Raw genomic sequence first — 25,115 nt, 5'->3', positions numbered from 1 at the left:
ATCGCCTTCCTGCAAGCGTTTTCGCAAAGTAAATGCATGAAGGGCGCCGCTCGCGCGGCGCCCTTCATGGCAACTCGTTGATACCAAAAGAAGAACCTGATTTCGACGCCTTCGAAACTCGCTATCGAGACACGTCGTGCGCCACGCGCGACGCAATCGTCATGAAGTGATCGAGAGATTTCGTGACGCCGCCAGCCCGCTTCGCACCGTCGTCCCAGCGACGCAGCCGAACCGCATCCTCGGCGTAAGGACGCTGCATGAAGGCCCGGGCATCCGCCTCACTATATATACCGCCCTGTAGCGCCAGGCTGCGCACCGAGTCTTCGGACAGCGCCCGCGCGTAGCCCGGCTCGATCGCGCACAGACAGCGCTTCGCATCCACATGCAGGCGAATCGGCTCCAGCACCGCATCAGGGAACAGGCTGCGCAGAAACGGCAGCGCGTAATACTGATGCAGATCGTCGATACCACGCGCCGTCGGCGTCTCGCCCTGCTCGTTCAACAGATGTCCGAGATCGTGCAGCAGCGCGGCCGTGACCAGCGCATCGCCTGCGTGCTCGTCCTCCGCGAGTTGCGCGCTTTGCAAGGCATGCTCGAGCTGCGTCACCGGCTCGCCGCTATAGGCAGTGCCACCCTTGTGCTCGAACAGCGTGCGGATATCGTCCAGCGTCAATGCCACGTCCCTGCTCCTTCCTTTCCAGTCACCACTACCCAAAGACAAGACCGCCGCTCAGCCCGCATGCATCGCCCGCTCCGGCACCCGCAGCGCGCGCTCGAAGGCGAAATCGTCGCCGCGCACCGCGTGATTGAGCGCGAGGTCGAACAGGTCGAAGTTGCGCCAGCGCCGGCTGGCGTCGATCGAGGCGATCCGGCGGTTGAACAGCAGCGGCACCGCCTGCTCGCCGAAGCCGCCATGCGAACGCAGCGGCACGGTCAACGCCGAGAGATCGTGCTCACGCTCACGCCGCCCCAGCACGAAGTCATCGCGCGCAATCACCACCACCTCGCCGATCCGGTCGGCCGGCAATTCGAAGCAGGCCGCCGCCTCATTCCGGCCCATCGCCAGGGCAACGCCGTCGAGCCCTCGCAACAGCGCGACCACATCGTCCGCATCGAGATCGGACGGAAGGTGGATCGTCGCGAACGAACCCAGCGCGCCGTGATGCACCACATGCGGATCGGCGATCGGCAACACCACGCGCGTCGACGGAAAGTCGAGCCAGGCATCGAGCGCATCCTGCAGGTACGCGACCTGGGGTTTGCCCGTGCGCGCATCGTGCTTGGCGCTCATGCCGTGATCGGCGGTCAGGCCGATCACCCAGCCCAGCGCATCGAGCTGGGCTAGATACCGATCGACCATCGCATGAAACGCATTGGCCTCGACGCTGCCGGGTGCCCATTTGCGCTGCACGTAATCATGCGTGGCCAGGTACATCAGGTCGACATTGCGCATCCTGGCAAGCCGCACACCGGCCGCCATCACGAATTCGGACAGCGCCGGGCTATAGACATAGGGCGAGGGCTGGCCGACCAGGTCGAGCGCATCGGCGATGCCGTTCTCGGCCAGCGAAGCCTGCGCCGCCTTCTCCGCCGAGAAGCGGATGCCCTTCAGCCCCGCGCCGAGCAGCCGACGCAGCTTGTCCTTGGCCGTCACCACCGCAACCCGCGCGCCGGCGCCAGCCGCCGCGGCGAGCACGGTTTCGGCACGCACGTCGTCGGCACCATGCAGGGCGATATCGGCACCCTCGCCGCCGAGCGCCAGCGGATCGCGCACGGTATTGCCGCAGATTCCATGCAGCGACGGCGGCACGCCACAGGCGATCGAAACCTGGTTGGCATGCGTCAGCGCCGGCACCACACCGTCGGCGCCGAACGACGCCCCTTCGCGCATCATGCGCGCCATGAAGGGCGTAACGCCGGCGCTCAGCGCGGCGTCGAGATAATCGGGCGAACTGCCGCCGAGGCAAACGACAGCGGTCGGCGCGACGGGTAGACGATAACGACGTCCGTTGACGTCGATCGTTTCGTGAGTCGGCTTCAGCATGGCTCCTCCATCATCTCGACGCAGCGGCGGCCTCCGCCGCCGCTCGCGCTACTGGCGCCGCAGTCGCGGCACGCGCGCGGCGATCAGCATCAACGCCGCCAGCGAGGCCACCAGCATCAGCAGCGACAGCGCCGAAGCCGGTAGGTAATAACCGCGCTCGACCTGGCCGATCACCACGATCGGCACGGTGGCGAAGCCCGGCGGATAGACGGTCATGGTCGCGCCCAGCTCGCCGAGCGAGAGCGCGAAGCCGAGCGCGAGGCTGGCGCGCAACGCCGGCACCAGTTGCGGCAGCAGCACCCGGCGCAGCACCATCGACGGCGGCGCCCCGAGGCTGGCAGCGGCCTCGCGCAGGATGGTCAGCTCGGGCCGCAGCGCGGCGGCCGCGCAGCGATAGCAGAACGGCAGGATCAGCGCGAGCTGCACCAGCACCACGATGGCCGCCGAGCTCGACAGGTCGACGGGCTTCTGGTGATAGGCGATCAGCACGGCCAGCCCCAGCACCACGCTCGGCACGCCGTTCGGCAGCATCACCAGCGCGTCGACCAGGGCCCCGAGCCGTCCCTGCGCACGTCCCTCGAGCGCCAGCGCGAGCCACAGCCCCAGCACGGTGCCGATCACGGCGACGCCGAAACCGATCTCGAGACTGGTTGCGAGCGCATCGAATTCGGGCTGGCCGAGCCGCTCGAACCAGCGCAGGCTGTAGCCGGACGGCAGGATGGTGCCCGACCAGCGCGTGGCCACGCTCGACAGCGCGACCACCACCACCGGCAGCACGAACAGCCAGAAGCAGGCGAATGCGGCCAGCCCGAGCGCGACGCGCGAAGCATGCTTGAGCAGCGTATCGGACCAGCCGGGTTCGGCACGCGCCACCGGCGAGCCGCCCAGACCAAATTCAGCGGACATGCTGCCCTCCTCCCATCGCGCGGCGATTCATCCGGCGGTAAAGCGCGTAAAGCGTGAGCGACATCGCGAGCATCACGACGGCGCCGGCCGCCGCGCTCGGCAGGTCGAGATCGACCGAGGCACTGGTATAGATCGCGACCGGCAAGGTGACCAGGCGCGCGCTGCCGAGCACCAGCAGGATCCCGAACTCGTTCAGGGTCAGCAGGAAACACAGGATCGTACCGGCCGCGATGCCGGGCCAGGCGATCGGCAGTATCACGCGGCGCGCCAGCATCCAGCCGTTCGCGCCGAGGCTGCGCGCTGCCTCGACCAGCCGCATGTCGAGCGTCGCGAACGAAGCCAGCGTGGGCCTCACCACGAAGGGCGTATAGAACACCGTCTGCGCCAGGATCACGCCGCCGATGCCGAACAGGAAGTCGAGCGGCGGCGCATCGAGATGGAACAGGCGCTGCAGCGCGATGCCGATCGAACCTTGCGAACCGTAAAGAAAGATCAGCGTGAAGGCGACCAGGAACGACGGAAAGGCCACGTAGAGCTCGAGAAAACGCGTGATCAGCGAGGCGCCCGGAAACGGCCGGAAAAACAGCAGCGCCGCCAGCAGCACGCCGAGCACCGAGGCCGTCCCCGCGCTCACGCAGAGTACCCACAGCGTGGTGCCGAGCACGCCGCGCGTATCGGGATTGCCGAAGAAGCCGCCATAGGCGGCGAGCGTGAAGCCGTGATCGCCCGTCACGCTCAGCAGCAGCAGGCGCGCCAGCGGATAGAGCACCAGCGGCCCGAGCACGACCACCACCAGCACCAGCAGATGCAGGCGCTCATTGCGCCGGGCCCGTCGCGCCGCCTGCGCGTGCGCGGCGGTGGAGGCATCGCGGCGCGCGGCGGCAGCGCGATCGAGCTCGAGCTCAGGGGTCGATAAGGACGACATCATCCGCCTCGCAATGCAGGGAAACGCGCGAGCCGCGCTCCGGGCTCATGCCGCGGCCGCGCTGCAGGGTGACCAGCACCGGCTGGTCGGCCGCCGCGTCGAGCACCACCGACACGGACAACTCCGAGCCATGCCACTCGACCGAGGCGATGGTGCCGTTCAGACCGCCGCTGCCGGGCGGCTGCAGCGTGAAGCGCTCGGGGCGCACGCAGGCGAGCTTGTCGCGCACCGTGTGCAGCGGATCGCCGATCGGATAGACGACCTGCGGCGGCAGCAGGTTCGCGGCGCCCAGGTAACGTGCCACGAAGCCGTCGCGCGGCTGGTCGTAAAGCTGCTGCGGCGTGCCGATCTGGGCGATGCGGCCGTCGCGCATCAGCAGCGCGCGATCGGACAGCACCAGCGCATCGTCGCGATCGTGCGTGACGCAGACGATGGTCAGGTTCGGCAGGCGCTCGTGCAGCGCCTTCAATTCGGTGCGCACCGAGGCGCGCAGGTTAGCATCGAGCGCCGACAGCGGCTCGTCGAGCAGCAGCACGTCGGGCTCGATCACCAGCGCGCGCGCCAGCGCCACGCGCTGCTGCATGCCGCCCGAGAGCTGGGCCGGCATCACGTGCCCGGCATCGCCGAGCTGCACCAGCTTCAGCGCATCGGCCACGCGCCGGGCGATCTCGCCCGAGGACATGCGCCGCGCGCGCAGCCCGAAGGCGACGTTCTCGAACACCGACAGATGCGGAAACAACGCATAGTTCTGGAACAGCAGGCCGAGATTGCGCTTGTGCGGCGGCGCATGGGTCAGGTCGCGGCCCGCCACGGTCAGCGTGCCGGTCAGGCCGTCGGCCTTCACGAACCCGGCGATGAAACGCAGCATGGTGGTCTTGCCGCAGCCGCTGCGGCCGAGCACGGTCAGCAGTTCCCCGGCGCCGATCGAGAGCGACAGGTCGTCGAGCACGGTGCGTGCGCCGTAGCGCACGCTCAGATGCTCGATCTGCACGCCGCCCGGCGCGGCCGCGCGCAGCGACGCGCGCGGTTCTGCTGCGCCGAGCGCGCGGGGATGGATCAGGCTGGCGGTATTCACAGGCATCCCTCGTTAGCCGATCACTTCGGCTTGACGACTTCGGTTTCCTTGCCGGAGCTGCCGATCACGTCCTTCTTCCAGCGCTCGGTCCAGCCGGCCTTCTTGGCCATCACGGCATTCCAGTCCACCGGGATCAGCTTGACGCCCGCGATCGCGCGCTTCACGGCCTCGCCGTTCTTGCCCGTCAGCGGCACGTCGGTGCGGCCCGGGATGCCGTACATGTCCGGCACCTTCGACTGCACCTCGGTCGACATCAGGTAGTCGATCAGCTTCTTGCCGGCCTCGGTGTTCGGGCCGCCCTTGAACAGGCCGATCGCGTAAGGCAGCTGGAAGGTGGTCGGCGCATCGCCCGGCTTGGCGGCCAGGAACACCGGCTTGACCGACAGGCCGCCGTGCTCGGCGTCGTCGAGGTCCATCTGCAGATCGCCATTGGCGACGCTGATCTCGTTGCGCGAGAGCAGCACGTTCAGGTAGCCCGTGCCCTTGGTGTGGAACTTGGCGCTGCGCTCGAGCTTGGCCAGGTAGTCGAAGGCGGCATCCTCGCCCATCAGCGTCGCGGTCAGGATGATCACGGCCATGCCGTCGCCGGCCGTGGCCGGGTTCGAGTAGGCGATCTTGCCGCTGTACTCGGGCGCGAGCAGGTCGGCAAAGGTCTTCGGCTGGTTCTTGACCACGTCCGGATTGATCGCGAACGAGAAGTAGTTGTTGACGAAGGTCGCCCAGGAACCGTCGGCCGCCTTGGCGATCGCCGGCACGTTCGCGTAGTTCGCGCTCTGGTAGTTCTGCAGCAGGCCGAGCTGGCCGGCTTGCTGGATGAACGGCGGCAGCGTCACCAGCACGTCGGCCTTCGGCGAATTCTTCTCGACGTTGGCGCGGTTCACCACTTCGCCGCTGCCCGCCGTCACGATGTTCACCTTCACGCCTTCCTTCTTCTCGAACGCCGGCAGCACGTCGCGATAGAGGTTTTCGAGGCCGTCGGCCGTGTACAGCACGACCGCGCCGGCCGCGTGCGCCGGCATGGCGATACCTTGCAGCAGGCCAGCCGCGCACGCCGCGAGCGCCAGCTTGCGCAACACCGTGCCGAAGGAATTCTGGAATGTCATCTCGCTTCTCCGTAGGGCGGATACAAAGTCGGGCCGGACTCCCGCCGGCGCCTGTCGTCGTCACGGGCCCGCGTTCGGCCCGGTTTCGCGCTGCCGGCAGCGGTCGCCCCGGCAGCAGGCGAAGCATCACAGGCTTCGATGACAACTCAATGACGACACCAACGAATTCCAAAAAATGACACATTTTGCCACTACGATGCGAAGCATCCGGTGCGCCGACCGTGGCGCGCCGCCCTTTTCAGCCAGGAGGCAACGTGATTCCCGACAACGACCCGATTCTTCTGACGCCCGGCCCGCTGACCACGTCGCCGGCCACGCGCCGGGCGATGCTGCACGACTGGGGCTCGTGGGACGCGGCCTTCAATCGTCTGACGCAAACGCTCTGCGAGGACCTGGTCCGGATCGCCGGCGGCGATGCGAGCTATACCTGCGTGCCCCTGCAGGGCAGCGGCACCTTCGCGGTGGAAGCGGCACTCGGCACGCTGGTGACGCGCGACGGGGTGGTGCTGGTGCCCAACCACGGTGCCTATTGCGCGCGGATCCTGAAGATCCTCGGCCGGCTCGGGATCGAGGCCATCGAGCTGCCGTTCGCCGAGCACGAGGCCGCCAGCGCCGAGGCGATCGACGCCCTGCTCGCCCGCGAGCCGCGCATCACGCATGTCGCGCTGGTGCACCTGGAGACCAGCGCCGGCATCCTCAATCCGCTCACGGGGATCGCCGCGGTCTGCGCGCGGCACGGCAAGCCGCTGATCGTCGACGCGATGAGCTCGTTCGGCGCGCTGCCCGTCGAGGTGGCCGCCAACGGCATCGACGCGCTGGTCTCGGCCAGCGGCAAGTGCCTGGAAGGCGTGCCGGGCATGGGCTTCGTGATCGTCAGGCAGGCGCTGCTGGAGGATTGCGCGGGCCGCTCGCCCTCGCTCGCGCTCGACCTGCACGATCAGCATGCCTACCTGCGGCGCACCGGGCAGTGGCGCTTCACGCCGCCGACGCATGTGGTCGCGGCGCTGCACGAAGCGCTCGCGCAATACCGGGAACAAGGCGGGCTGCCGGCACGCGGCGCGCGCTACGCGGCCAACTGCGCGGCCTTGATCGAAGGCATGCGCGCGCTGGGCTTCACGCCCTTGCTCGACGCCGCCGTGCAGGCACCGGTGATCGTCACCTTCCACGCGCCGCGCGATCCGCGCTACGACTTCAACGCCTTCTACGCGGCCGTGCGCGATGCCGGCTTCGTGCTCTACCCGGGCAAGCTCACCGAGGTCGACACCTTCCGCGTGGGCTGCATTGGCGCGATCGACGCCGGGCAGATCCGCCGCGCCGTCGCCGCCATCGCGGCCGTGCTCGAGCGGCTCGGGATCTCGGTACGCTGAGCCGCGAGCCCATAAAAAAACCCGGCGCCGCTCGCGCGGGCCGGGCAAGAATTCGTGCTGTTCGAGTGGAGAACGATTACAGCACGATCCGCTTGATGTCGCCGACGATGAAGATGTACGACAGCGCGCCGATCAGCGCGATCACGCCGATGAAGGCCAGCGCGCCGACGAAGGAGCCCGTCGAGGCGACGATGAAACCGACCACCAGCGGCGTGATGATGCCCGCCAGGTTGGCCGCCAGGTTGAAGATGCCGCCGGTCACGCCGAGCAGGCCTTCCGGCGCGATGTCGGACACCAGGGTCCAGCCCAGCGCGGCCATGCCCTGCGCGAAGAAGGCCACCGACATGATCGCGATCACGGCCTCGTTGCTCTCTACGTAGTTGGCCAGCACGATGGTCGAGGCCAGCAGCAGCCCGGCGATGATCGGCAGCTTGCGCGCCACGTTGGCCGACTTGCCGCGTCGCAGCAAATAATCGGAAAAGATGCCGCCGAACATCACGCCGATCGAGGCCGCGATGAAGGGCATCACCGCGAAAAAGCCGATCTTGAGCCAGGCCATGTGGCGTTCCGTGGCGAGATAGGTCGGAAACCAGGTAAGGAAGAACACCAGGGTCGAGTTGCCGGCGAACTGGCCCAGGCAGATGCCGGCCAGTTGGCGCTTCCTCAGCAGCCTGCCGGCCATCGCCCAACTGAACTTCGACTGGCCCGGCTTGTTCGCCTTCGCCTCGCCGTCGATCAGGCCGCCGCCCTCGGCGATATAGGCCAGCTCGGCCGCGTTGGCCGCCGGGTGATCGCGCGGCTCGCGATACAGGCGCAGCCAGGCCAGGCCGAACAGGATGCCGACGGCGCCGACCACCCAGAACAGCGAACGCCAGCCGAACGCGCCCATCAGCGCGAACAGCACCGGGCTCAGGAAGGCCAGCCCGATGTATTCGCCGACCGTGTAGGTGCCGGTGGCCATCGCGCGCTCCTTCTGCGGGAACCAGGTGGCGACCACCCGGCTATTGGTCGGGAAGCACGGCGCCTCGCTGAGGCCCAGGCCAAGGCGGCAGGCCAGCAGGGTGCCGACGCCGCCGACGAAACCCTGCAGCAGCGTGCACAGCGACCAGAAGGTCATCGACAGGAAATAGGTGATCTTGCTGCCGAAACGATCGAGGAACAGCCCGCCCGGCACCTGGGCGATCACGTAGGTCCACGAGAACGACGAGAACATGATCCCCATCACCGCCGCGCCGATGCCGAGCTCCTTGGTCAGCCCCGGCGCCGCCACGCCCAGCACGGTGCGATCGAGGTAGTTGATCATGGTGCCGATCGCCAGCAGCGCGAGGATCCGGTAACGCGCCGAGGAACGGCGCATGCTGCCCGCGGCCGACGCGGGAACGGCCGTAGCGGACGGTTGGGAAGGTTGCTGCATCGAAGTCTCCTGGTTGTTGTCGTGGTCGTGACGTCTCAGCGTCCGACGAGTGATTCGAAGTGCGAGAACATGCGTTCGGCGTCGGGTTCGCGGCCGGTGAATATCTCGAACGCGTCGACCGCCTGGTAGACCGCCATCCCGCCGCCCGGCAAGGTCCGGCAGCCGAGCTCGCGCGCCACGCGCACCAGTTCGGTCTCGAGCGGGAAATAGACGATGTCGGCCACCCAGGGCTTGGCGTCGAGCAGCCGGGCCGGCAGCGGCAGGCCCGGGTGCTTGGCCATGCCGGTAGGCGTGGCGTGGATCAGGCCGGTGGCGGCGGCCATCGCCGCGTCGAGCGCGCTGCCCGCCGTCACCGTCGCCGCCGGGAAGCGCGCCTGCAATTCGGCGGCCAGCGATGCGGCGCGCGAGGGTTCGACGTCGAAGATCGTCAGCGCCTCGGCGCCGAGCATCAGCGCGGCATGGGCGACCGCCGCACCCGCGCCGCCGGCGCCGAGCTGCACCACGCGCGCCATCGACACGCCGGCCAGGCCGCGCCGGAACGATTTTGCGAAGCCTGACCAATCGGTGTTGTGGCCGCTGCGCTTGCCGTCGGCGAAGCGCACCGTGTTGACCGCGCCCAGCGCTCGCGCATCGTCGGACAGCGAGTCGAGATGCGCGATCACGCGCTGCTTGCAGGGGTGGGTGATGTTCAGGCCGTCGTAGCCCATGCGCTCGGCGGTATCGAGCAGTTCGGGCAGCGCGTCGACCGACAGGCCCAGCACGTCGAGATCGAGGCGCCTGTATACATAGTTGAAGCCCTGAAGGCGGCCTTCGCGCTCGTGCATCGCCGGCGACAGCGAGCCGCCGATCCCCTGCCCGATCAAGCCGATCAGGAACGACTGGCCGCTCATCGCGCCACCTCCCTCAACAAGGTGGCGAGCCGCTGCAGCGCGAACACGTAACCCTCGGTCCCGCAGCCGCAGATCACGCCCTGCGCGACCAGCGACACATAGGAATGGTGGCGGAACGCCTCGCGCCGATGGACGTTCGAGATATGCACCTCGATCACGGGCTTGTCGATCGCGACAAGCGCGTCGGCCAGCGCGACCGAGGTATGTGTGTAGGCCGCCGGGTTGATCACCACGCCGTCAATGCGCGTGCGTGCCTCGTGCAGCCAGTCGATCAACTGGTGCTCGGCGTTCGACTGGCGGAACTCGATCTCCAGGCCGAGCGCGGCGGCCGCCTCGACGCAGCGTCGCTCAACGTCGGCCAGCGTCTCGGCGCCGTAGATATGCGGCTGGCGGGTGCCCAGCAGGTTCAGGTTCGGTCCGTTCAGCACCAGGACCTTTGGCTTCGACATCACAAGCAGACTCCGGGAAACGGGGCGTATCGCGTGGCCACGACGCACCCTCACAAACTTTTTGAGGTGGCGCAAGTGTGCGCCAGGCGCACGCAGCTTGTCTTTCGGGGTTTATGCTTATTTGTACCATCTAGTTAGTTTGTATAATCCGACAATCTAATTCAATAGAATCGGGAACTTGCGCGATTAACGAACGGTCCTGGAATTAACCTTTTCGTCCGTTGTCGCCGTTTCCGAGCTTTCCTGCAGGAATTCACTCATGAAGCGTTCGATTGCCACCGTGTCGCTGGCCGGCACGCTGGTCGAGAAACTCAAGGCAATCGCGGCGGCCGGCTTCGACGGCGTCGAGATCTTCGAAAACGACCTGCTCTACTTCGACGGTTCGCCCGCCGACGTACGCGGGATCGCCGCCGATCTCGGCCTCGAGATCGTGCTGTTCCAGCCGTTCCGCGATTTCGAGGGCGTCGACGCCGGGCAGCTCGCGCGCAACCTGGAGCGCGCGCGCCGCAAGTTCGACCTGATGCACGCGCTGGGCACCGATCGCATCCTGGTCTGCAGCAACGTCTCGCCGCAAACCATCGCCGACGAGGCGCTGCTGGTGGACCAGCTCGGCGCCCTGGCCGAAGCCGCGCGCGGCGCCGATGTGATCGCCGCCTACGAGGCGCTGGCCTGGGGCCGCGTGGTGAAGACCTACGGCCACGCCTGGCGCTTGGTCGACGCGGTGAACAGCCCGCACCTGGGCCTCGCGCTCGACAGCTTCCACACGCTCTCGCTCGATGACGATCCCGACGGCATCGCGCGCATCCCCGGCGATCGCATCGCCTTCGTGCAGATCGCCGACGCGCCGAAGCTGGCGATGGACGTGCTCGAATGGAGCCGCCATTACCGCTCCTTCCCCGGCCAGGGCGACTTCGACCTGGCACGCTTCACGGCGCGCGTGATCGAATCGGGTTTCAGCGGGCCGCTTTCGCTGGAGATCTTCAACGACGGCTTCCGCGCCGCGCCCACCGCGATCACGGCGGCCGACGGGCTGCGCTCGCTGCATCACCTGGAAGACATCACGCGCCTGCGCCTGGCCGCCGAGGGCCGTGCTCCCGCCGCCGACCAGCCGCTGTTCGCGCCGCCCGCCGCGCCGGCCCACGTCGGCTTCAAGTTCATCGAATTCGCGGTGGATGCGAGTGCGGCCGCGAAGGTGGCCGACTGGCTCGGCAAGCTGCGCTTCCGGCTGGCCGGCCGCCATCGCTCGAAGAACGTGATGCTCTACCAGCACGGCGCCGCCTCGATCGTGCTGAACGCCGAGCCCGATTCCTTCGCCGACGCGTTCTTCCAGCGACATGGGCTGTCGCTGTGCGCCTCGGCCTTCCAGGTCGACGACGCGAAGCTGGCCTTCGAGCGCGCGGCGAGCTTCGGCTTCGCGCCGTTCTCGGGCCGCGTCGGACCGAACGAGCGCGTGGTGCCCGGCGTGCAGGCGCCCGACGGCAGCCTCGACTATTTCGTCGACGAGACGCCCGGCGCGCCGACGCTCTACGAATCGGATTTCGTGCTGACCGACGTGGACGGCCCGGTGGAAGTCGGCCCGCTGACCGGCATCGACCATGTCTGCCTGGCGCTGCCGGCCGACGCGCTCGATACCTGGGTACTGTTCTTCCGCACCGCGTTCGGCTTCGAGGCCGAGAAGAGCTGGCTGGTGCCCGATCCCTACGGGCTGATGCGCAGCCGCGCGGTACGCAGCCCGGACGGCAGCGTGCGGATCGCGCTCAACGCCTCGGTGGATCGCCACACGGCCGTATTCGAATCGCTGAACCGCTATCACGGCTCGGGCCTCAACCACGTGGCGTTCCGCACCGACGACATCGTGCGCGCGGTGGCCGAGGCAGCCGCCGACGGCGTCGCCTTCCTGCGCGTGCCGCGTAATTACTACGACGACCTGGCCGCGCGCTACGCCCTGCCCGACGATTTCGTCGACACGCTGTGCCGTCACCACCTGCTCTACGACCGCGACGAGCAGGGCGGCGAATTCCTGCATGCGTATACAGAACTGGTGGACGAGCGCTTTTCGTTCGAGATCGTCGAGCGGCGCGGCGGCTACGATGGTTATGGCGCCGCGAACACCGCGGTGCGGCTGGCGGCCCAGGCGCAGAGGAAAAAATGAGGATTGGGCCGGCGGCGGCTCGCTGCTGCCGCCGGCTTCAAGAATCTCTTGTCGCGGACGCAACTTTCCGGCCGTAATGAAACCGTCCGCAGCAAACCGTCCCGTCCCAAGGCCCGCTTCCCGCGGCGGGCCGGGCCTTGACGCGGCACCCGCGGTGCAGCATCGCCGCGCGCCCCGCCGACGCCGTTACAGTGCGTAACGATAGGCACCTCTTGCAATTCCCCGGACCGTCCCGATTTTAAGAATCGTTTAAGTCTCGGGCGGCACCATCCGCTCCAATCGTTTTTCAAGATAGAAGAATTGGAGGTTGCAATGAGCGCCAACGATGCATCCGGCCGCCCGGCCAGCCCCCCGTCACGTCCGAAGACGATGCTGCGTCGTCTTTTGAGCCATCACGAGATCGCCACCTTGCTGGTGCTGCTGCACTCACCGATCGCTGCCAACGCCAAGCCGGAGCTGCCGGCACTGGAGGAAGCCGGCCTGGTCGAAATGGTGGGCGACGGCGCCGCGCCGCTGGTACGCCTGACCGCCGACGGCAGCGCCGTCCTCAAGGGCCTCGGATTTCGTTGAGCCGGCTGCCCGGCTCTATTTTTCCTTCCCGACGTTTTCCTGAAGAACCCTGAGCGAGGCGTTCTCGGTCCGCGGTCTTCATTGGCTGGCGCCTGCCGGCTAGACCGTTAGTTGCACAATCACGCCCAAGCGGCACAACACCCGCCGCCACGTTCCCTCAAGCCCCGCGTTCCGCCTGCAAGGTCATCCGGTACTCGGTCGGCGTCACCCCCACCGTCGCCTTGAACTGCCGCGAAAACGCGCTGTGATCGGTATAGCCGCAAAGCGCGGCGACATCGGTCACCTTCTCGTGCGTGACGAGCAGGGCCGTGGCCGCGTCGAGCCGCGTCTTCAGCAGCACCTGGCGCGGCGTCAGGTGGAACACCTTGTGGAAATACCGTTCGAGCTGCGCGACCGACATCCCGGCCATCTCGGCCAGGTGCTTGAGGTTGAGCGGCTGCACGTAGTGCTCCTGGATGTACTGCACCACGTCGGCCAGCCGGCTGTAGGCCGGATGCGAGCCCTCGTTGGCCTTCAGGTCCCGCGAGATGCCCGCCAGCCCGACCACGCGGCCGAGCCCATCGCGCAGCGGCTCCTTGGTGGTCAGGCACCAGCCCGGCTGCCGCCCCGGATAGAGATGCAGCTCGAGCTGGTCGGTCAGTTGCTGGCCGGCATGGATGGTCGCCATGTCCTGCTCGAGATAGTTGCGGCCGAACCGGCGCGGAAACACTTCCTCGGTGGTCTTGCCGTAGAGCTCGCGCTTCTCCTTGAAGCCGCAGCGTTGCGCCAGCGTGCGATTGGCCAGCACGTAGCGGCCGTCGACGTCCTTCACGAAGAAGGCCACATCGGGCAAGGCATCGAACACCGGTGCGAGCTGCGCGAAATGCGCGAGCATCGCGTCGAGCCCGTCACCCGAGCCGGGTGCCGGGCGGATCGCGTCGAACAGCGGCGAGGAGGAATCGGCGGGCGAGGTCATGAGTCCGGAGTAGGTCGGGAAATCCGCGTGCGTCGATTATAGGAGCGGCTCGTCGGTGGCCAGCGCGGCCAGCGTGCCGATGCGAACCGGCGAGAACGGCGGGCGCGGTATCGCGGCCTCCCGCCAGCCCAGCAATGCGGCACCGGCCGCGCCGCAGACGCGGCCCTGGCAGGCGCCCATGCCGCAACGCGTCTGCAGCTTCGCGTCACGCGCATCGGCATAACCACGCGCGGCACCCAGCGTGACGTCCTCGCAGCGGCACAGCACCGTGTCGTCGGGCGGCAAGGCGCGAGCCGCATCACCGAGCGCGAAGGTCCTCGCGACGCGCGCGGCGAAGCCTCGCCACACCTCGCGCTCGCGCATCAGCGCGGCAACCCGCCGATCGCCCTCGTCGACACCGGCCGCCGCCAGCCCCGCCAGGGCGCCCTCGGCGCGCGCCAGTTCCATGCCGCCGATCCCCGTGCTCTCGCCGGCCGCGAACACCGCCTCGCGGGAAGTACGCTGCCGCGCATCGACCGCCACCGCGCCGTCGCGCAACTCGCAGCCGAGCGCAAGCGGCAGCGTCAGGTTCGGCACCAGCCCATAACCGCAGGCGATCCGATCGCATTCGATCACGCGCGGCCGCCCCTCGATCTCGATGGTCGCGGCCTCGACGCGCGCGCTGCCATGCGCGGCACGCAGCACGCCGCCCGTCAGATAGTCGACGCCGATGAAGCCCCGCGTGAGCCGCGCCGCCTGCACCAGCTTCGAGGGCGTGGCCGCCAGCGACAGCGCGAAGCCGCGCACGGCCCGCGCGCTCGCCTGCTCGACCACGGCAAGCACGTTTGCGCCCGCCTCGCGTGCCGTCGCCAGCGCGGCGATCAGCAGGGGCCCGCTGCCCGCGATCACGATCCGTTCGCCACGCACCGGCACGCCGCCCTTGACCAGGGCCTGCAAGCCGCCCGCGCCGGTCACGCCCGGCAGGGTCCAGCCGGCGAAGGGCAGCAACAGCTCGCGCGCGCCGCTGGCCACGATCAGCTTGTCGTAGCCCAGGATCGCGCCACTCGCCTCGGCAGACGCCTGCTCGACCAGCAGTTCGCGACCCGGCAGGGCGGCCACCACGCGCGCGCCCGGGATCAGCTCGACGCTGCTCGCGCGCAGCGCCGCGAGCGATTCGACCAGCGGCGGCGCCGGTTCGAACACGGGCCCCTGGCGCCAGATCTGGCCGCCGGCTTGCGGATTGTCGTCGAGGATCGCGACGCGCGCGCCGGCGCCGGCAGCCGCGCGCGCGGCCGCCAAGCCGGCCGGCCCGGCGCCGACCACCACGATCTCGTAATGCGCCTTCATGATTCGGGATTCCAGGTGGTGTCGATGCGCATGCCGTCGCGGCAGGTCGTCTGGCAGGCCAGCACGTGCGCGCGGCCGTCGATGCCGACGCGACACTCCTGGCAGATGCCCATCCCGCACAGCATGGTGCGCGGCATGCCCTGCACCGAGCCGCGCGTGCCGCGCACACCGAGCGCGATCGTCAACGCCGCGGCGACGCTCGTGCCGGCCGGCACGCGGCAGGCCCGGCCGTCGATACGGACTTCGACTTCGACGAGATCCGCGCCGCCAGGGTTGCGATCAGGCATGACCGACCTCCGGCATGGCGCGCGCCGGCCAATAAGGCTCGGGCGCGATCGGCGGCACCTCGCCGAGCAGTTGCGTCGCGATCAGTTCGGCGGTGCTCAGCGAAGTGGTCACGCCCAGCCCCTCGTGGCCGGTCGCCAGCCACACGCCGGCGTGGCCCGGCACCGGCCCGATCAGCGGCATGCCGTCGGGCGTGGCGGCGCGAAACCCGGTCCAGGCGCGCAGCGCATGCAGGTCGGCGAGGCCCGGCAGGTAACGCGTGGCGCGCGCCAGCATGCGCGCCAGCACCGGCATCTCGACGGCCGGATCGGTGCTGCCGAACTGCCGCGACGAGCCGATCAGGATCTGCCCGGTCGGCCGCGGCTGCGCATTGAAGGCCACCGAGGTGCCCTGCGCGTGATGGGCGCTCTTGATATAGCCGAGTTCGAGCAATTGATGCGTGATCGTGCCCGGATAACGATCCGTGATCAGCAGATGGCCTTTCTTGGCCTGCAGGGTCATGCCGGGCACCAGCCGCGCGGCCTCGAGCCCGTTGGCGACGATCACCTGCGCGGCCGACAGCGTCTCGCCGCCCGCGGTGCGCAGCTCGGTGCCCGCCAGCGCGACCACGGCCGTGCGTTCGCGCACGCGGATCCGCGCCGCGCCCGGCGAATGCCGCAGCAGCCATTCGCTGGCCGAAGGCGCATAGACGATTCCGTCGCCCTCCACATACAAGCCGCCCGCCAGGCCCGCGGCCAGCATCGGCTCGCGTTCGCGCAGCGCGGCCGCGCCGATCGCCTCGGCCGACACGCCGGCCGCCAGGTAGCCGTCGCGCATCGCGCGCGCCGCCTCGAGCTCCTCGTCGTCGGCGGCCACCCACAGGGTCCCGCAACGCCGATAGGCATCGCATTCGCGCAGGCTCGGCGCGAGCGCGCGCCAGCGCGCCAGCGAATCGCGCGTCAGCGCCAGCTCGGCCGGCGTATCGTTCATCACCACCAGATGGCCCATGCCGGCCGCGGTCGTGCCGCCGCCGATCCCGCCCGCGTCGAGCACCTCGACGGCCAGCCCGCGCGCGGCCAATGCCGCCGCGCAAGCCGCGCCGACGATCCCGGCGCCGATCACGATCGCATCCGCGCGCGCCATCAGCCGAGCCGGATCCCGTTCGCGAACGGATCGCCGTCCTCGAAGCAGAGCCGTCCCTCGGCCATCACGTGCGCGTGACCGGTGATGGTCGGCACGATCGCGGCCTCGCCCTCGATCGCCTCGTCATGCCGCACGTAGCTGACCTGGAACACGCTGCCGATCACGCTTTCCTGTCGCCATTCGGCATGTTCGGCGAGCTTGCCGTCGGCGGCCAGGCAGGCGGCCTTGGCGCTGGTGCCGGTGCCGCAGGGCGAGCGATCGTAGGCGTCGCCCGGGCACAGCACGAAGCTGCGGCTGTCGAGCCCCTCGCGCGAGGCCGGCCCGAACAGTTCGATATGGTCGATCAGCGCGCCGTGCGCGCCGGTGATGCCGGCGGCGATCAGCGCGTCGCGCGTGGCGCTCGAGAACGCGCCCAGCTCCTTCAGGTTCGCGGGTTCGACGCGGCGCCGGTGCTCGTGCTCGGGCACCAGGAAGAACCAGTTGCCGCCCCAGGCGATATCGCCCGTCAGCGGGCCATGGCCCGGCACCTCGACCGTCACGTCCTTGCGATGGCGATAGGCCGGCACGTTGCGCACCGACACGGAGCGATCCGCGTTCAGCGTCGCCTCGACGATGCCGACCGGCGTCTCGATGCGATGCGTGCCGGGGCCGATCCGCCCCAGGTGCGCGAGCGACACCACCAGGCCGATGGTGCCGTGCCCGCACATGCCGAGATACCCGACGTTGTTGAAGAAGATCACGCCGGCCGCGCAGCCCGGATCGAGCGGCTCGCAGAGCAGCGCGCCGACCACCACGTCCGAGCCGCGCGGCTCGGTGACCACCGCCGCGCGCCAGTCGTCGTGGTGCGAGCGGAACCGTTCCAGCCGCTCGGCGAGCGTGCCGCCGCCGAGATCCGGCCCTCCGGACACGATCAGGCGGGTGGGCTCACCGCCGGTATGCGAATCGATGAAGTCGAGTGTTTTCATGCCGCTATCGTAGGAACCCGCCTCGCCTGGCGTCTTGGCGACATTATGCGCACGCCATGACGAAATCGGCATAGTCAGGGAAACCGCGCATATGCCGATTTCGTCATTCCCGACGCATCTGGCGCGCAAGACTGGCGCTTTTTCGCTATCTAGACTGCGCTGGAATCGCTCGCATCGTGCCGTCCCCATCTGGTAGCGCGTTTGCTCGCCTGCCTCGCGGGCCGCCACGCGGCCGAGCCGATTTCAGCACAAGGCCCGCCACTCGCCGGTGGCGGCGTCGCGATCGCCAACAGGCCGGCACCACGCAGCCGGCCGCAGCAGCCAAAGGGGAAACGAAAGTGAAGCTGAAGATCTCGCAATTCGCGCTCGTCGCGGGCGCCGCCCTCGTCGCCGCAGGCACGCCGGCCTCGGCCGCCGACCTCGTCAAGATCGGCTTTGCCGCGCCGCTCACGGGCACGCAATCGAACTACGGCACCGACATGCAGAAAGGCGTGCAGCTCGCGATCGACGATTTCAACGCGACCAAGCCGATGATCGGCGGCAAGCCCGTCACCTTCACGCTCGATTCGCAGGACGACCAGGCCGACCCGCGCACCGGCACCACGGTGGCGCAGCGGCTGATCGACGACGGCGTGTCCGGCATCATCGGCCACTTCAATTCGGGCACCAGCATCCCGGCCTCGGATCTCTACGAGCGCGCGGGGCTGCCGCAGGTCTCGATGGCCACCTCGCCGCAATACACGGCGCGCGGCTACAAGACCACCTTCCGGCTGCTGACCAGCGACGCGCAGGCAGGCCGCATCGTCGGCAGCTACGTGGTGAACACGCTGCACTACAAGCGCGTGGCGATCATCGACGATCGCACCGCCTACGGCCAGGGCATCGCCGACGAATTCGCCGCCGCCGTGCAGAAGGCCGGCGGCACCATCGTCAAGCGCGACTTCACCAACGACAAGGCGCTCGATTTCTCGGCGATCCTGACCAACCTGAAGGGCATGAATCCCGACGCGGTGTTCTACGGCGGCGGCGACGCGCAATCCTCGCCGATGATCCGCAAGATGCGCCAGCTCGGCATCAAGGCCGCCTTCGTCACCGGCGAGATGTCGAAGTCGCCCACCTTCCTGAAGGTCGGCGGCGAGGCGGCCGAGGGTGCGATCGTCTACATGGGCGGCCTGCCGAAGGAGAAGATGCCCGGCTTCGCGGGCTTCGAGCAACGCTACAAGGCGCGCTTCAAGGAGGAGGTGGTGACCTACTCGCCCTATTCCTACGACGGCACGATCGCCCTGCTCACCGCGATGAAGAACGCCAACTCGACCGACCCGAAGGTCTATGGGCCGTATCTCGACAAGGTGTCGATCAAGGGCGTGTCGGCCGCGACCATCGCCTACGATCCGAAGGGCGACCTGCGTGACGCGCCGGTCACGATCTACCGCGTTGACCACGGCGCGTTCAAGCCGGTCGACACCATCGCCGGCAACTGAGCCGCGGTGACCGGCCGGTCACGATCGACCGGCCGTCGCGCCGATACCACGCGGGCCGCCGTCGCGAGTCGATCGCGGCGGCGGCCCGTGTAGCTGCAGCATCGGCCACGTGCCCGGCGCAGCCGCGCCACGCCGCGGCACGGCCCGCGCGCCGCTCCCGCGCCGCCGCTTTTCGCGCCGTCAATGCGCGCGAACCCGTGCCCCAAGCCCTCTCATGCCGTCGCGCCGCATCCTGTAGAATCGCCCGACCCGTCTGTCGCCGTCCCCGCGCGTTTCCGATCCCGAAGCCGCGCGGCCCGTGTCGCGAGCCGATCCGGCCCGCCGCGCGGGACGCCGTGCGGCGTCGCGCGCCGCGCACGCCGAGTTGAGAACCTCGATCGTCCTGACCATGCAAGCATACGAAACGGGCAGCGCGCCGAGCGCCGTTGCCGACCGCGCCCTGACGCGCAGCGACTACAAGACCTTGAGCCTGGCCGCCCTCGGCGGCGCACTCGAGTTCTACGACTTCATCATCTTCGTGTTCTTCGCGCCAGCGATCGGGCAGTTGTTCTTCCCGCACGACATCCCCGACTGGCTGCGCCAGTTGCAGACCTTCGCGATCTTCGCGGCCGGCTACCTGGCGCGCCCGCTGGGCGGCATCATCATGGCGCACTTCGGCGACCTGGTCGGCCGCAAGCGCATGTTCACGCTGAGCGTGCTGCTGATGTCGGTGCCGACGCTGCTGATGGGCCTGCTGCCGACCTTCGACTCGATCGGCATCCTGGCTCCGGTGCTGCTCCTGCTGTTCCGCATCCTGCAGGGCGCGGCGGTGGGCGGCGAAGTGCCGGGCGCCTGGGTGTTCGTCTCCGAGCACGTGCCGGCGCGCCGCATCGGCTACGCCTGCGGCACGCTCACGGCGGGCCTGACGGCCGGCATCCTGCTCGGCTCGCTGGTGGCCGGCGGCATCAACCGGCACTTCTCGCCGACCGAGATCAGCGCCTATGCCTGGCGCATCCCGTTCCTGCTCGGCGGCGTGTTCGGCCTGTTCTCCGTCTACCTGCGCCGCTGGCTGCACGAGACGCCGGTGTTCGCCGAGTTGCAGGCGCGCAAGGCGCTGGCCGCCGAGATCCCGCTCAAGGCGGTGCTGCGCGATCATGGCCGCGCCGTGATCGTCTCGATGCTGCTGACCTGGATGCTGTCGGCCGCGATCGTGGTGGTGATCCTGATGACGCCGACCCTGCTGCAGAAGCAGTTCCACATCCCCGCCGCCACCGCGTTGTTCGCCAACAGCATCGCCACCGTGGGCCTGACGATCGGCTGCGTGGTGGCCGGCGCGCTGGCCGATCGCTTCGGCGCGAAGCTCGTGCTGGCGGTCGGCTCGCTGTTGCTGGCCGCCTGCTTCTGCACGCTGTTCGCCAAGGTGGCCGCCGATGCCTCGACGCTGGTGCCGCTGTACGCGCTGACCGGCTTCCTGGTCGGCACGGTCGGCGCGGTGCCCTCGGCGATGGTGCGCAGCTTCCCCGCCGTGATCCGCTTCTCCGGCATTTCGTTCTCGTACAACATCGCCTACGCGATCTTCGGCGGGCTCTCGCCCGTGATCGTGTCGCTGATGATCAAGTCGAATCCGTTCGCGGCAACCGCCTATGTCGGCGCGGTCTGCGTGATCGGCGCGCTGGCCGCGCTCTGCACGCGCAACGCGCGCTGAGCGACCAGGGCCGGTTTGGACGAAGGGCGCCGCGAGGCGCCCTTTTTCATGGCCCCGGCGGCATGAAGCAGCGCGCGGCTCGCTCTGCGGTACCGCGGAACATCGGCTCTCAGCGCAGCACGCCGTAGGCGGGCTGGCGGCGCATCGCGTCGATGCTCGCGCCGCCCGCGCCCGTCACGAACAGCAGCAGGAATCCGCCGGCGATCGCGACGTTCTTCCAGAAATGCACCACCATGTCGTGCTGCACGGCCGGGCTGGTGGCATCCCAGAAGTTGTGGCCGATCAGGGCCGTGACGATGGTGTAGGCGGCCAGCAGCAGCGCGACCGGCTTGACGCGGTAACCGACGATCAGCAGCAGCGCGCCGAGCCCCTCGATGGCGATCACCAGCGGCGCCGCGAACTGCGCGAAGGGCACGTACATGCCCTTCAGATAGGTGACGAATTCGCCGTAGCCGAGCAGTTTCATCACGCCGCCCCACAAGAACAGGGCCGCCATCAACAGCCTCGCGATGAAGATCACGCCGGAATCGACGGGACGCGTCATATCTCTCTCCTCGATGCATTGAGGACGCGACCGCGGAGCGGTCCGCGTCTGGTAAATGCGCCAGAATAAGAAACTTTCGCGCGGCGCTCCAAGCAAAAGGTTGTAGCAAAACGTTGCACGCGCCGGCGGACTACAGCGCAATCGCGGGCAAATTCCCCGAAAGCAGGCACGCGCAATCGGGTAAAGCCCCGACGATGGCGCGAGCGTTCGGCTAACGGATCGCAAGCTTCGCGCGTGTTCGAGAGCGAGTCGGCAAGGAGGCCGCGTGCAGGCGAATTCCCGCGATTTCCGCGCGGCGATGACGGCAAGCGGAAAGATGCGAGACGCTTCGTTGAACCGAGGATCGGCGCCGCAACGGCGCCACCCAGGCGACACGCCCGGCTGCTAGGCTGATGCTTTTCCGAAAAGCCTTTCCCTCGCGAACATGCCCGCGTCCACCACCCTGCAAATCGTGCAACTCTGCGTCGGCGTGCTCACGCCGCTGTCGGTCACCGCGCTCGGCTGGCTGATCAGCCGGCGCCTGAAGCGCCTCGAGCTCGTGCAGTGGACCAACCAGAAGCTGATCGAGAAGCGCCTCGCGATCTACGACCAGATCGCGCCGCAACTCAACGCGCTGCTCTGTTTCTATACCTGGGTCGGCTACTGGAAGGACATCTCGCCCGACGAGGTCATCCATATCAAGCGCGAGCTCGACCGAACGCTGCACGTCTATCGCCATCTGTTCGACGACGAGCTGTATCGCGCCTATCACGCGCTGATGCTCGCGCTGTTCGACACGCATTCGGGCGCGGGTCGCGATGCGCGAATCCGCTCGCGCGTGGCCGGGCCGAGCGGCGATCGCTCGCTGCACGGCAGCTACGCCTGGCACGCCGCCTGGCACGAGCGCTTCTCGAGCGCCGAGCCGGCCACCATCGAGCAGATCCAACAGCTTTACTACCGCCTGATGGAGCGGCTGCGCGGCTCGCTCGGCGCGAACAAATGAGGTATCGTGCGCGACGCACCGAACCCCATTTCCCGGCATCCGATGATCTTCTACGCCCCTTCGATCCTGTCCGTCGGCGAACGCGCCTCCACGCTCTACGAAACGTTCGTCAAGCGGTATTCCATGGCCGTGATCTCGAACGCCGTGTTCGGCGACATCATGAGCGGCGTCACGGACGACGCCGATGAGCGTGCCGGGCTGAACCGATATGCGTCCAGGCTAAGTCGTGAAAACAGCTACGTGGAACTGCAAGCGCGCTATACGGGAATGATGCTGTCCGTCTCTTTCCCACAAGCCAGGGAAAAGCAGGGCCTGTTCCTGGACGAGGTAATGGCGCGAGCCGAACACGGTTCGGGACTGGCGGAACAACTCGTCCACATCGGCAACGCACGCGAAATCGTCTCGTATTTCGTGCTGTTCGAGGACATCCTGAAAAGCGTGATCGAGCAGCTCGGCGGTAATCGGAACGCGAGGAACTCCGAACTGATCGACGAGCTCCGCAAGCTCGTGCGTGGCAAGGAGCCCGCGTTCCTGGAAGCCCTCTCGTCACGATCGCAGATCGACGATTTCTCCACGATCTATCTGCTCTGGCGATATTTTTCCCGCGTGCGCAACCTGCTGGTCCATGACGGCGGCTACTACGGTCCCGAATGGCGCGAGGATTACCTGAAGCTGAAACGCTCCCTGTCGAACAGGCTGCTCAAGGCCGACTACATCCAATTTCATTCGCTGGCCGACGAATTCGGCGCCGACGCCGAACTGCAGAACGGCTTCTACAGCCCGAGCAACCTGGTCGTCAACCTGCTGCACAATTTCTCGAAGGTCGTGATGGAATCGCTCTACCTGAGCGAAATCATCTGAAGCGAGTCCAATCCCCCGTCGCTTCATGCAACACGCCCGCCGGATCGCGGACGATCACGGCGGGCGTGCAATCAGCCGAACGGCGGCGCGCGCCGCTTCAGGTCACCGGCGCCGGGTTGAACAGCGTCAGCGCATTCGCCAGCTTCCACTGCTCGGCCCAGGTCTTGCGGCCGCTCGCGACGTCCAGCATCAACTGGAACATCTCCCAGCCCACCTCCTCGATGCTCTTCCGGCCGGTCGCGATGGTGCCCGCGTCCACGTCCATCAGGTCGTGCCAGCGGCGCGCCAGGTCGCTGCGCGTGGCCACCTTGATCACCGGCACCTGCGCGAGCCCGTAAGGCGTGCCGCGGCCGGTGGTGAAGATGTGCAGGTTCATGCCGGCCGCCAGTTGCAGGGTGCCGCAGATGAAGTCGCTGGCCGGCGTCGCCGTGTAGAGCAGGCCCTTCTGCCTGGCGCGCTCGCCCGGGCTGACCACGCCCGAGATCGCCGAGCTGCCCGACTTCACGATCGAGCCCATCGCCTTCTCGACGATGTTCGACAGGCCGCCCTTCTTGTTGCCGGGCGTGGTGTTGGCGCTGCGGTCGACCTGCCCGCGCTGCAGGTAGGCGTCGTACCAGGCCATCTCGCGGATGATGTCGCGCGCCACCTCCTCGTTGGCCGCGCGCGAGGTCAGTTGCGCGACGCCGTCGCGCACCTCGGTCACCTCGGAGAACATGATGGTCGCGCCGGCGCGCACCAGCAGGTCGGCCGCGAAGCCCACCGCCGGATTGGCGGTCAGGCCCGAGAACGCATCGCTGCCGCCGCACTGCACGCCCACCACCAGTTCCGCGGCCGGCACCGTCTCGCGGCGACGCCGGTTCAGACGTTCCAGGTGCTGTTCCGCCATCGCCATGATCGAGTCGATCATCGACATGAAGCCCACGTGCGCCGGGTCCTGCAGGCAGACCACGCCGCCGTTGTCGGGCTTGTCGGCCGCCACCGGAATCGCGCCGGCCGGCAGCAGGCGCTCCGGCTGCAGCTTCTCGCAGCCCAGGCTGACCACCATCACCTCGCCGCCGAAGTTCGGATTCAGGCTGATGTTGCGCAGCGTGCGGATCGGAATCTCGGCACCCGGCGCCTCGATCGCGACGCCGCAGCCATAGGTGTGCTCGAGGCCCACCACGCCATCGACGTTCGGAAAACGCGGCAGCAGCTCGCGCTTGATGCGCTCGACCGCGAACTCGACCACGCCCGACACGCACTGCACGGTGGTGGTGATCGCCAGGATGTTGCGCGTGCCGACCGAGCCGTCCGCGTTGCGGTAGCCCTCGAAGGTATAACCCTCCAGCGGCGCCTGCTCGGGCGCCTTGCGCGTGGCCAGCGGCAGGTTCTCCAGGCCGGGCGGCTCGGGCATGCGCAGCGTGCGCTCGTTGACCCAACTGCCGCGCGGCAGGTCCTTCGAGGCGTAGCCGATCACCACGTGGTAGCGCAGCACCGGATCGCCTTCCTTCAGATCGACCAGCGCCACCTTGTGCCCTTGCGGCACACCTTCGCACAAAGTCAGCCCATCGGCGAACTGCGCGCCCGCGGGCAGCCCGCCGTCATTGACCACGATCGCGACGTTGTCGTCCGGATGGACGCGAATATAGAGAGGGGACTGGGACATCAGGGGAAATCCTCGTTGCAACATGCAGGGAATTAACAGTCATCATACAACATGGACCAAACTTGCGGGATCGTGCGTAAACCCTGATGCCGAAAGGCAGAAATTGAATAGCGAAAGGCTTGGGGGAGGCTTGCCAGCCCGAAAATGATGTTGTACGATGACATACAACACATCCCGTATTGAACGAACCCGCGCCCAGCGCAACAGGACGACCCATCATGACCACGCCTCAGGAACTCAAGCAGATCATCTCGGAAGGCCTGCTGTCCTTCCCTGTCACCGACTTCGACGCCGAGGGCAACTTCCGCCCGAGCACCTATGTCGAGCGCCTCGAATGGCTCGCCCCCTACGGCGCCTCGGCGCTGTTCGT

23 protein-coding genes and 1 pseudogene are annotated in these 25,115 nt (G+C 68.1%); 8 read left to right on the top strand and 16 right to left on the bottom strand.

What is annotated here, in order from left to right:
* Positions 1 to 121: 121 nt before the first annotated feature.
* Genes FB600_RS36165 through phnS form a run of 6 tightly spaced genes read right to left on the bottom strand, consistent with a single transcriptional unit; the run spans position 122 to position 6,053 of the window.
* Positions 122 to 679: a phosphonate degradation HD-domain oxygenase gene (locus FB600_RS36165; RefSeq protein ID WP_025100816.1), complete on the bottom strand. Its 558-nt coding sequence runs from the start codon at positions 677 to 679 to the stop codon at positions 122 to 124.
* Positions 680 to 730: 51 nt separating this feature from the next.
* A complete protein-coding gene (gene phnA, locus FB600_RS36160; protein ID WP_145758226.1) occupies positions 731 to 2,044 on the bottom strand; it encodes a phosphonoacetate hydrolase in 1,314 nt (437 codons plus the stop codon).
* A gap of 48 nt (positions 2,045 to 2,092) precedes the next feature.
* Positions 2,093 to 2,950 carry a 2-aminoethylphosphonate ABC transport system, membrane component PhnV gene (gene phnV / locus FB600_RS36155; protein ID WP_017920137.1) on the bottom strand — a complete coding sequence of 286 codons (858 nt, stop codon included), beginning with the start codon at positions 2,948 to 2,950 and terminating at the stop codon, positions 2,093 to 2,095.
* Positions 2,940 to 3,875 carry a 2-aminoethylphosphonate ABC transporter permease subunit gene (phnU, locus tag FB600_RS36150; protein ID WP_145758225.1) on the bottom strand — a complete coding sequence of 312 codons (936 nt, stop codon included), beginning with the start codon at positions 3,873 to 3,875 and terminating at the stop codon, positions 2,940 to 2,942. The genes phnV and phnU overlap by 11 nt, the downstream gene beginning before the upstream one ends.
* Positions 3,853 to 4,956 carry a 2-aminoethylphosphonate ABC transport system ATP-binding subunit PhnT gene (gene phnT / locus FB600_RS36145; RefSeq protein WP_036054458.1) on the bottom strand — a complete coding sequence of 368 codons (1,104 nt, stop codon included), beginning with the start codon at positions 4,954 to 4,956 and terminating at the stop codon, positions 3,853 to 3,855. The genes phnU and phnT overlap by 23 nt, the downstream gene beginning before the upstream one ends.
* Positions 4,957 to 4,970: 14 nt before the next feature.
* Positions 4,971 to 6,053 (bottom strand): 2-aminoethylphosphonate ABC transporter substrate-binding protein, encoded by a 1,083-nt coding sequence (phnS, locus tag FB600_RS36140; protein WP_096752515.1) that lies wholly within the window; start codon positions 6,051 to 6,053, stop codon positions 4,971 to 4,973.
* 254 nt (positions 6,054 to 6,307) lie between these two features.
* Here phnS and FB600_RS36135 point away from each other — a divergent pair, with 254 nt between their 5' ends.
* Positions 6,308 to 7,420, top strand: coding sequence for a 2-aminoethylphosphonate--pyruvate transaminase (locus FB600_RS36135; protein ID WP_145758224.1), 1,113 nt, complete (start codon positions 6,308 to 6,310; stop codon positions 7,418 to 7,420).
* 76 nt (positions 7,421 to 7,496) lie between these two features.
* On the opposite strand, the gene FB600_RS36130 is transcribed toward FB600_RS36135, so the two are convergent.
* Genes FB600_RS36130 through aroQ form a run of 3 tightly spaced genes read right to left on the bottom strand, consistent with a single transcriptional unit; the run spans position 7,497 to position 10,173 of the window.
* Complete coding sequence (locus FB600_RS36130) at positions 7,497 to 8,834, bottom strand: MFS transporter (RefSeq protein WP_096752513.1); 1,338 nt, start codon at positions 8,832 to 8,834, stop codon at positions 7,497 to 7,499.
* A gap of 35 nt (positions 8,835 to 8,869) precedes the next feature.
* Positions 8,870 to 9,724 (bottom strand): shikimate dehydrogenase, encoded by an 855-nt coding sequence (locus FB600_RS36125; protein WP_096752512.1) that lies wholly within the window; start codon positions 9,722 to 9,724, stop codon positions 8,870 to 8,872.
* Positions 9,721 to 10,173: a type II 3-dehydroquinate dehydratase gene (gene aroQ / locus FB600_RS36120; protein WP_096752511.1), complete on the bottom strand. Its 453-nt coding sequence runs from the start codon at positions 10,171 to 10,173 to the stop codon at positions 9,721 to 9,723. The genes FB600_RS36125 and aroQ overlap by 4 nt, the downstream gene beginning before the upstream one ends.
* Positions 10,174 to 10,432: 259 nt before the next feature.
* Here aroQ and FB600_RS36115 point away from each other — a divergent pair, with 259 nt between their 5' ends.
* Both FB600_RS36115 and FB600_RS36110 read left to right on the top strand, forming a co-directional pair.
* The gene (locus FB600_RS36115) at positions 10,433 to 12,325 is read left to right on the top strand and encodes a bifunctional sugar phosphate isomerase/epimerase/4-hydroxyphenylpyruvate dioxygenase family protein (protein ID WP_096752510.1); all 1,893 of its coding nucleotides are present in this window, start codon (positions 10,433 to 10,435) and stop codon (positions 12,323 to 12,325) included.
* A gap of 312 nt (positions 12,326 to 12,637) precedes the next feature.
* Positions 12,638 to 12,895: a hypothetical protein gene (locus FB600_RS36110; protein WP_013689363.1), complete on the top strand. Its 258-nt coding sequence runs from the start codon at positions 12,638 to 12,640 to the stop codon at positions 12,893 to 12,895.
* Between the two features lie 157 nt (positions 12,896 to 13,052).
* Here the strand turns inward: FB600_RS36110 and FB600_RS36105 are convergent, their stop codons facing one another.
* From FB600_RS36105 to FB600_RS36085, 5 genes are all read right to left on the bottom strand, one after another.
* The gene (locus tag FB600_RS36105; protein WP_244120952.1) at positions 13,053 to 13,769 is read right to left on the bottom strand and encodes an AraC family transcriptional regulator; all 717 of its coding nucleotides are present in this window, start codon (positions 13,767 to 13,769) and stop codon (positions 13,053 to 13,055) included.
* Between the two features lie 117 nt (positions 13,770 to 13,886).
* The gene (locus FB600_RS36100; protein WP_145758223.1) at positions 13,887 to 15,176 is read right to left on the bottom strand and encodes an FAD/NAD(P)-binding oxidoreductase; all 1,290 of its coding nucleotides are present in this window, start codon (positions 15,174 to 15,176) and stop codon (positions 13,887 to 13,889) included.
* Complete coding sequence (locus FB600_RS36095; RefSeq protein ID WP_096752508.1) at positions 15,173 to 15,463, bottom strand: (2Fe-2S)-binding protein; 291 nt, start codon at positions 15,461 to 15,463, stop codon at positions 15,173 to 15,175. Before FB600_RS36095 ends, FB600_RS36100 begins: the two co-directional genes overlap by 4 nt.
* The gene (locus FB600_RS36090; protein WP_126240417.1) at positions 15,456 to 16,583 is read right to left on the bottom strand and encodes an NAD(P)/FAD-dependent oxidoreductase; all 1,128 of its coding nucleotides are present in this window, start codon (positions 16,581 to 16,583) and stop codon (positions 15,456 to 15,458) included. The genes FB600_RS36095 and FB600_RS36090 overlap by 8 nt, the downstream gene beginning before the upstream one ends.
* Positions 16,583 to 17,548 carry a 4-hydroxyproline epimerase gene (locus FB600_RS36085; RefSeq protein ID WP_036054471.1) on the bottom strand — a complete coding sequence of 322 codons (966 nt, stop codon included), beginning with the start codon at positions 17,546 to 17,548 and terminating at the stop codon, positions 16,583 to 16,585. Before FB600_RS36085 ends, FB600_RS36090 begins: the two co-directional genes overlap by 1 nt.
* 338 nt (positions 17,549 to 17,886) lie before the next feature.
* On the opposite strand from FB600_RS36085, the gene FB600_RS36080 reads away from it, so the two are divergent.
* On the top strand, positions 17,887 to 19,029 hold the full coding sequence (locus FB600_RS36080; RefSeq protein WP_145758222.1) for a branched-chain amino acid ABC transporter substrate-binding protein: 1,143 nt from the start codon (positions 17,887 to 17,889) through the stop codon (positions 19,027 to 19,029).
* 388 nt (positions 19,030 to 19,417) lie between these two features.
* Complete coding sequence (locus FB600_RS36075) at positions 19,418 to 20,713, top strand: MFS transporter (protein ID WP_046582101.1); 1,296 nt, start codon at positions 19,418 to 19,420, stop codon at positions 20,711 to 20,713.
* Between the two features lie 109 nt (positions 20,714 to 20,822).
* On the opposite strand, the gene FB600_RS36070 is transcribed toward FB600_RS36075, so the two are convergent.
* Positions 20,823 to 21,257, bottom strand: coding sequence for a DoxX family protein (locus FB600_RS36070; RefSeq protein ID WP_013689355.1), 435 nt, complete (start codon positions 21,255 to 21,257; stop codon positions 20,823 to 20,825).
* 424 nt (positions 21,258 to 21,681) lie between these two features.
* Here FB600_RS36070 and FB600_RS36065 point away from each other — a divergent pair, with 424 nt between their 5' ends.
* Positions 21,682 to 22,239 (top strand): hypothetical protein, encoded by a 558-nt coding sequence (locus FB600_RS36065; RefSeq protein ID WP_013689354.1) that lies wholly within the window; start codon positions 21,682 to 21,684, stop codon positions 22,237 to 22,239.
* A gap of 6 nt (positions 22,240 to 22,245) precedes the next feature.
* On the top strand, positions 22,246 to 23,100 hold the full coding sequence (locus FB600_RS36060) for a hypothetical protein (protein ID WP_145758221.1): 855 nt from the start codon (positions 22,246 to 22,248) through the stop codon (positions 23,098 to 23,100).
* Positions 23,101 to 23,197: 97 nt separating this feature from the next.
* On the opposite strand, the gene garD is transcribed toward FB600_RS36060, so the two are convergent.
* Positions 23,198 to 24,745 carry a galactarate dehydratase gene (gene garD, locus FB600_RS36055; protein ID WP_096752505.1) on the bottom strand — a complete coding sequence of 516 codons (1,548 nt, stop codon included), beginning with the start codon at positions 24,743 to 24,745 and terminating at the stop codon, positions 23,198 to 23,200.
* Between the two features lie 218 nt (positions 24,746 to 24,963).
* Between garD and FB600_RS36050 the strand changes: the two are divergent.
* Positions 24,964 to 25,115 (top strand): annotated as a pseudogene (locus FB600_RS36050) (5-dehydro-4-deoxyglucarate dehydratase); the annotation flags it as partial.

It is taken from the genome of Burkholderia sp. SJZ089, from assembly GCF_007828315.1.
GTDB classification, from domain to species: Bacteria; Pseudomonadota; Gammaproteobacteria; order Burkholderiales; family Burkholderiaceae; genus Burkholderia; species Burkholderia gladioli.
The sequence above is the reverse complement of the archived record's forward strand: the minus strand, read 5'-3'. Positions and strand labels throughout refer to the sequence as shown.

What these genes read in the sequence shown, in the direction of transcription:
- FB600_RS36130 (WP_096752513.1), bottom strand. Translation starts at nt 8,834, where the DNA reads ATGCAGCAACCTTCCCAACCGTCCGCTACGGCCGTTCCCGCGTCGGCC.
- FB600_RS36125 (WP_096752512.1), bottom strand. Translation starts at nt 9,724, where the DNA reads ATGAGCGGCCAGTCGTTCCTGATCGGCTTGATCGGGCAGGGGATCGGC.
- phnS (WP_096752515.1), bottom strand. Translation starts at nt 6,053, where the DNA reads ATGACATTCCAGAATTCCTTCGGCACGGTGTTGCGCAAGCTGGCGCTC.
- FB600_RS36095 (WP_096752508.1), bottom strand. Translation starts at nt 15,463, where the DNA reads ATGCCTGATCGCAACCCTGGCGGCGCGGATCTCGTCGAAGTCGAAGTC.
- phnV (WP_017920137.1), bottom strand. Translation starts at nt 2,950, where the DNA reads ATGTCCGCTGAATTTGGTCTGGGCGGCTCGCCGGTGGCGCGTGCCGAA.
- FB600_RS36115 (WP_096752510.1), top strand. Translation starts at nt 10,433, where the DNA reads ATGAAGCGTTCGATTGCCACCGTGTCGCTGGCCGGCACGCTGGTCGAG.
- FB600_RS36070 (WP_013689355.1), bottom strand. Translation starts at nt 21,257, where the DNA reads ATGACGCGTCCCGTCGATTCCGGCGTGATCTTCATCGCGAGGCTGTTG.
- FB600_RS36100 (WP_145758223.1), bottom strand. Translation starts at nt 15,176, where the DNA reads ATGAAGGCGCATTACGAGATCGTGGTGGTCGGCGCCGGGCCGGCCGGC.
- FB600_RS36105 (WP_244120952.1), bottom strand. Translation starts at nt 13,769, where the DNA reads ATGCTCGCGCATTTCGCGCAGCTCGCACCGGTGTTCGATGCCTTGCCC.
- FB600_RS36090 (WP_126240417.1), bottom strand. Translation starts at nt 16,583, where the DNA reads ATGGCGCGCGCGGATGCGATCGTGATCGGCGCCGGGATCGTCGGCGCG.
- phnU (WP_145758225.1), bottom strand. Translation starts at nt 3,875, where the DNA reads ATGTCGTCCTTATCGACCCCTGAGCTCGAGCTCGATCGCGCTGCCGCC.
- phnA (WP_145758226.1), bottom strand. Translation starts at nt 2,044, where the DNA reads ATGCTGAAGCCGACTCACGAAACGATCGACGTCAACGGACGTCGTTAT.
- aroQ (WP_096752511.1), bottom strand. Translation starts at nt 10,173, where the DNA reads ATGTCGAAGCCAAAGGTCCTGGTGCTGAACGGACCGAACCTGAACCTG.
- garD (WP_096752505.1), bottom strand. Translation starts at nt 24,745, where the DNA reads ATGTCCCAGTCCCCTCTCTATATTCGCGTCCATCCGGACGACAACGTC.
- FB600_RS36075 (WP_046582101.1), top strand. Translation starts at nt 19,418, where the DNA reads ATGCAAGCATACGAAACGGGCAGCGCGCCGAGCGCCGTTGCCGACCGC.
- FB600_RS36110 (WP_013689363.1), top strand. Translation starts at nt 12,638, where the DNA reads ATGAGCGCCAACGATGCATCCGGCCGCCCGGCCAGCCCCCCGTCACGT.
- phnT (WP_036054458.1), bottom strand. Translation starts at nt 4,956, where the DNA reads ATGCCTGTGAATACCGCCAGCCTGATCCATCCCCGCGCGCTCGGCGCA.
- FB600_RS36085 (WP_036054471.1), bottom strand. Translation starts at nt 17,548, where the DNA reads ATGAAAACACTCGACTTCATCGATTCGCATACCGGCGGTGAGCCCACC.
- FB600_RS36065 (WP_013689354.1), top strand. Translation starts at nt 21,682, where the DNA reads ATGCCCGCGTCCACCACCCTGCAAATCGTGCAACTCTGCGTCGGCGTG.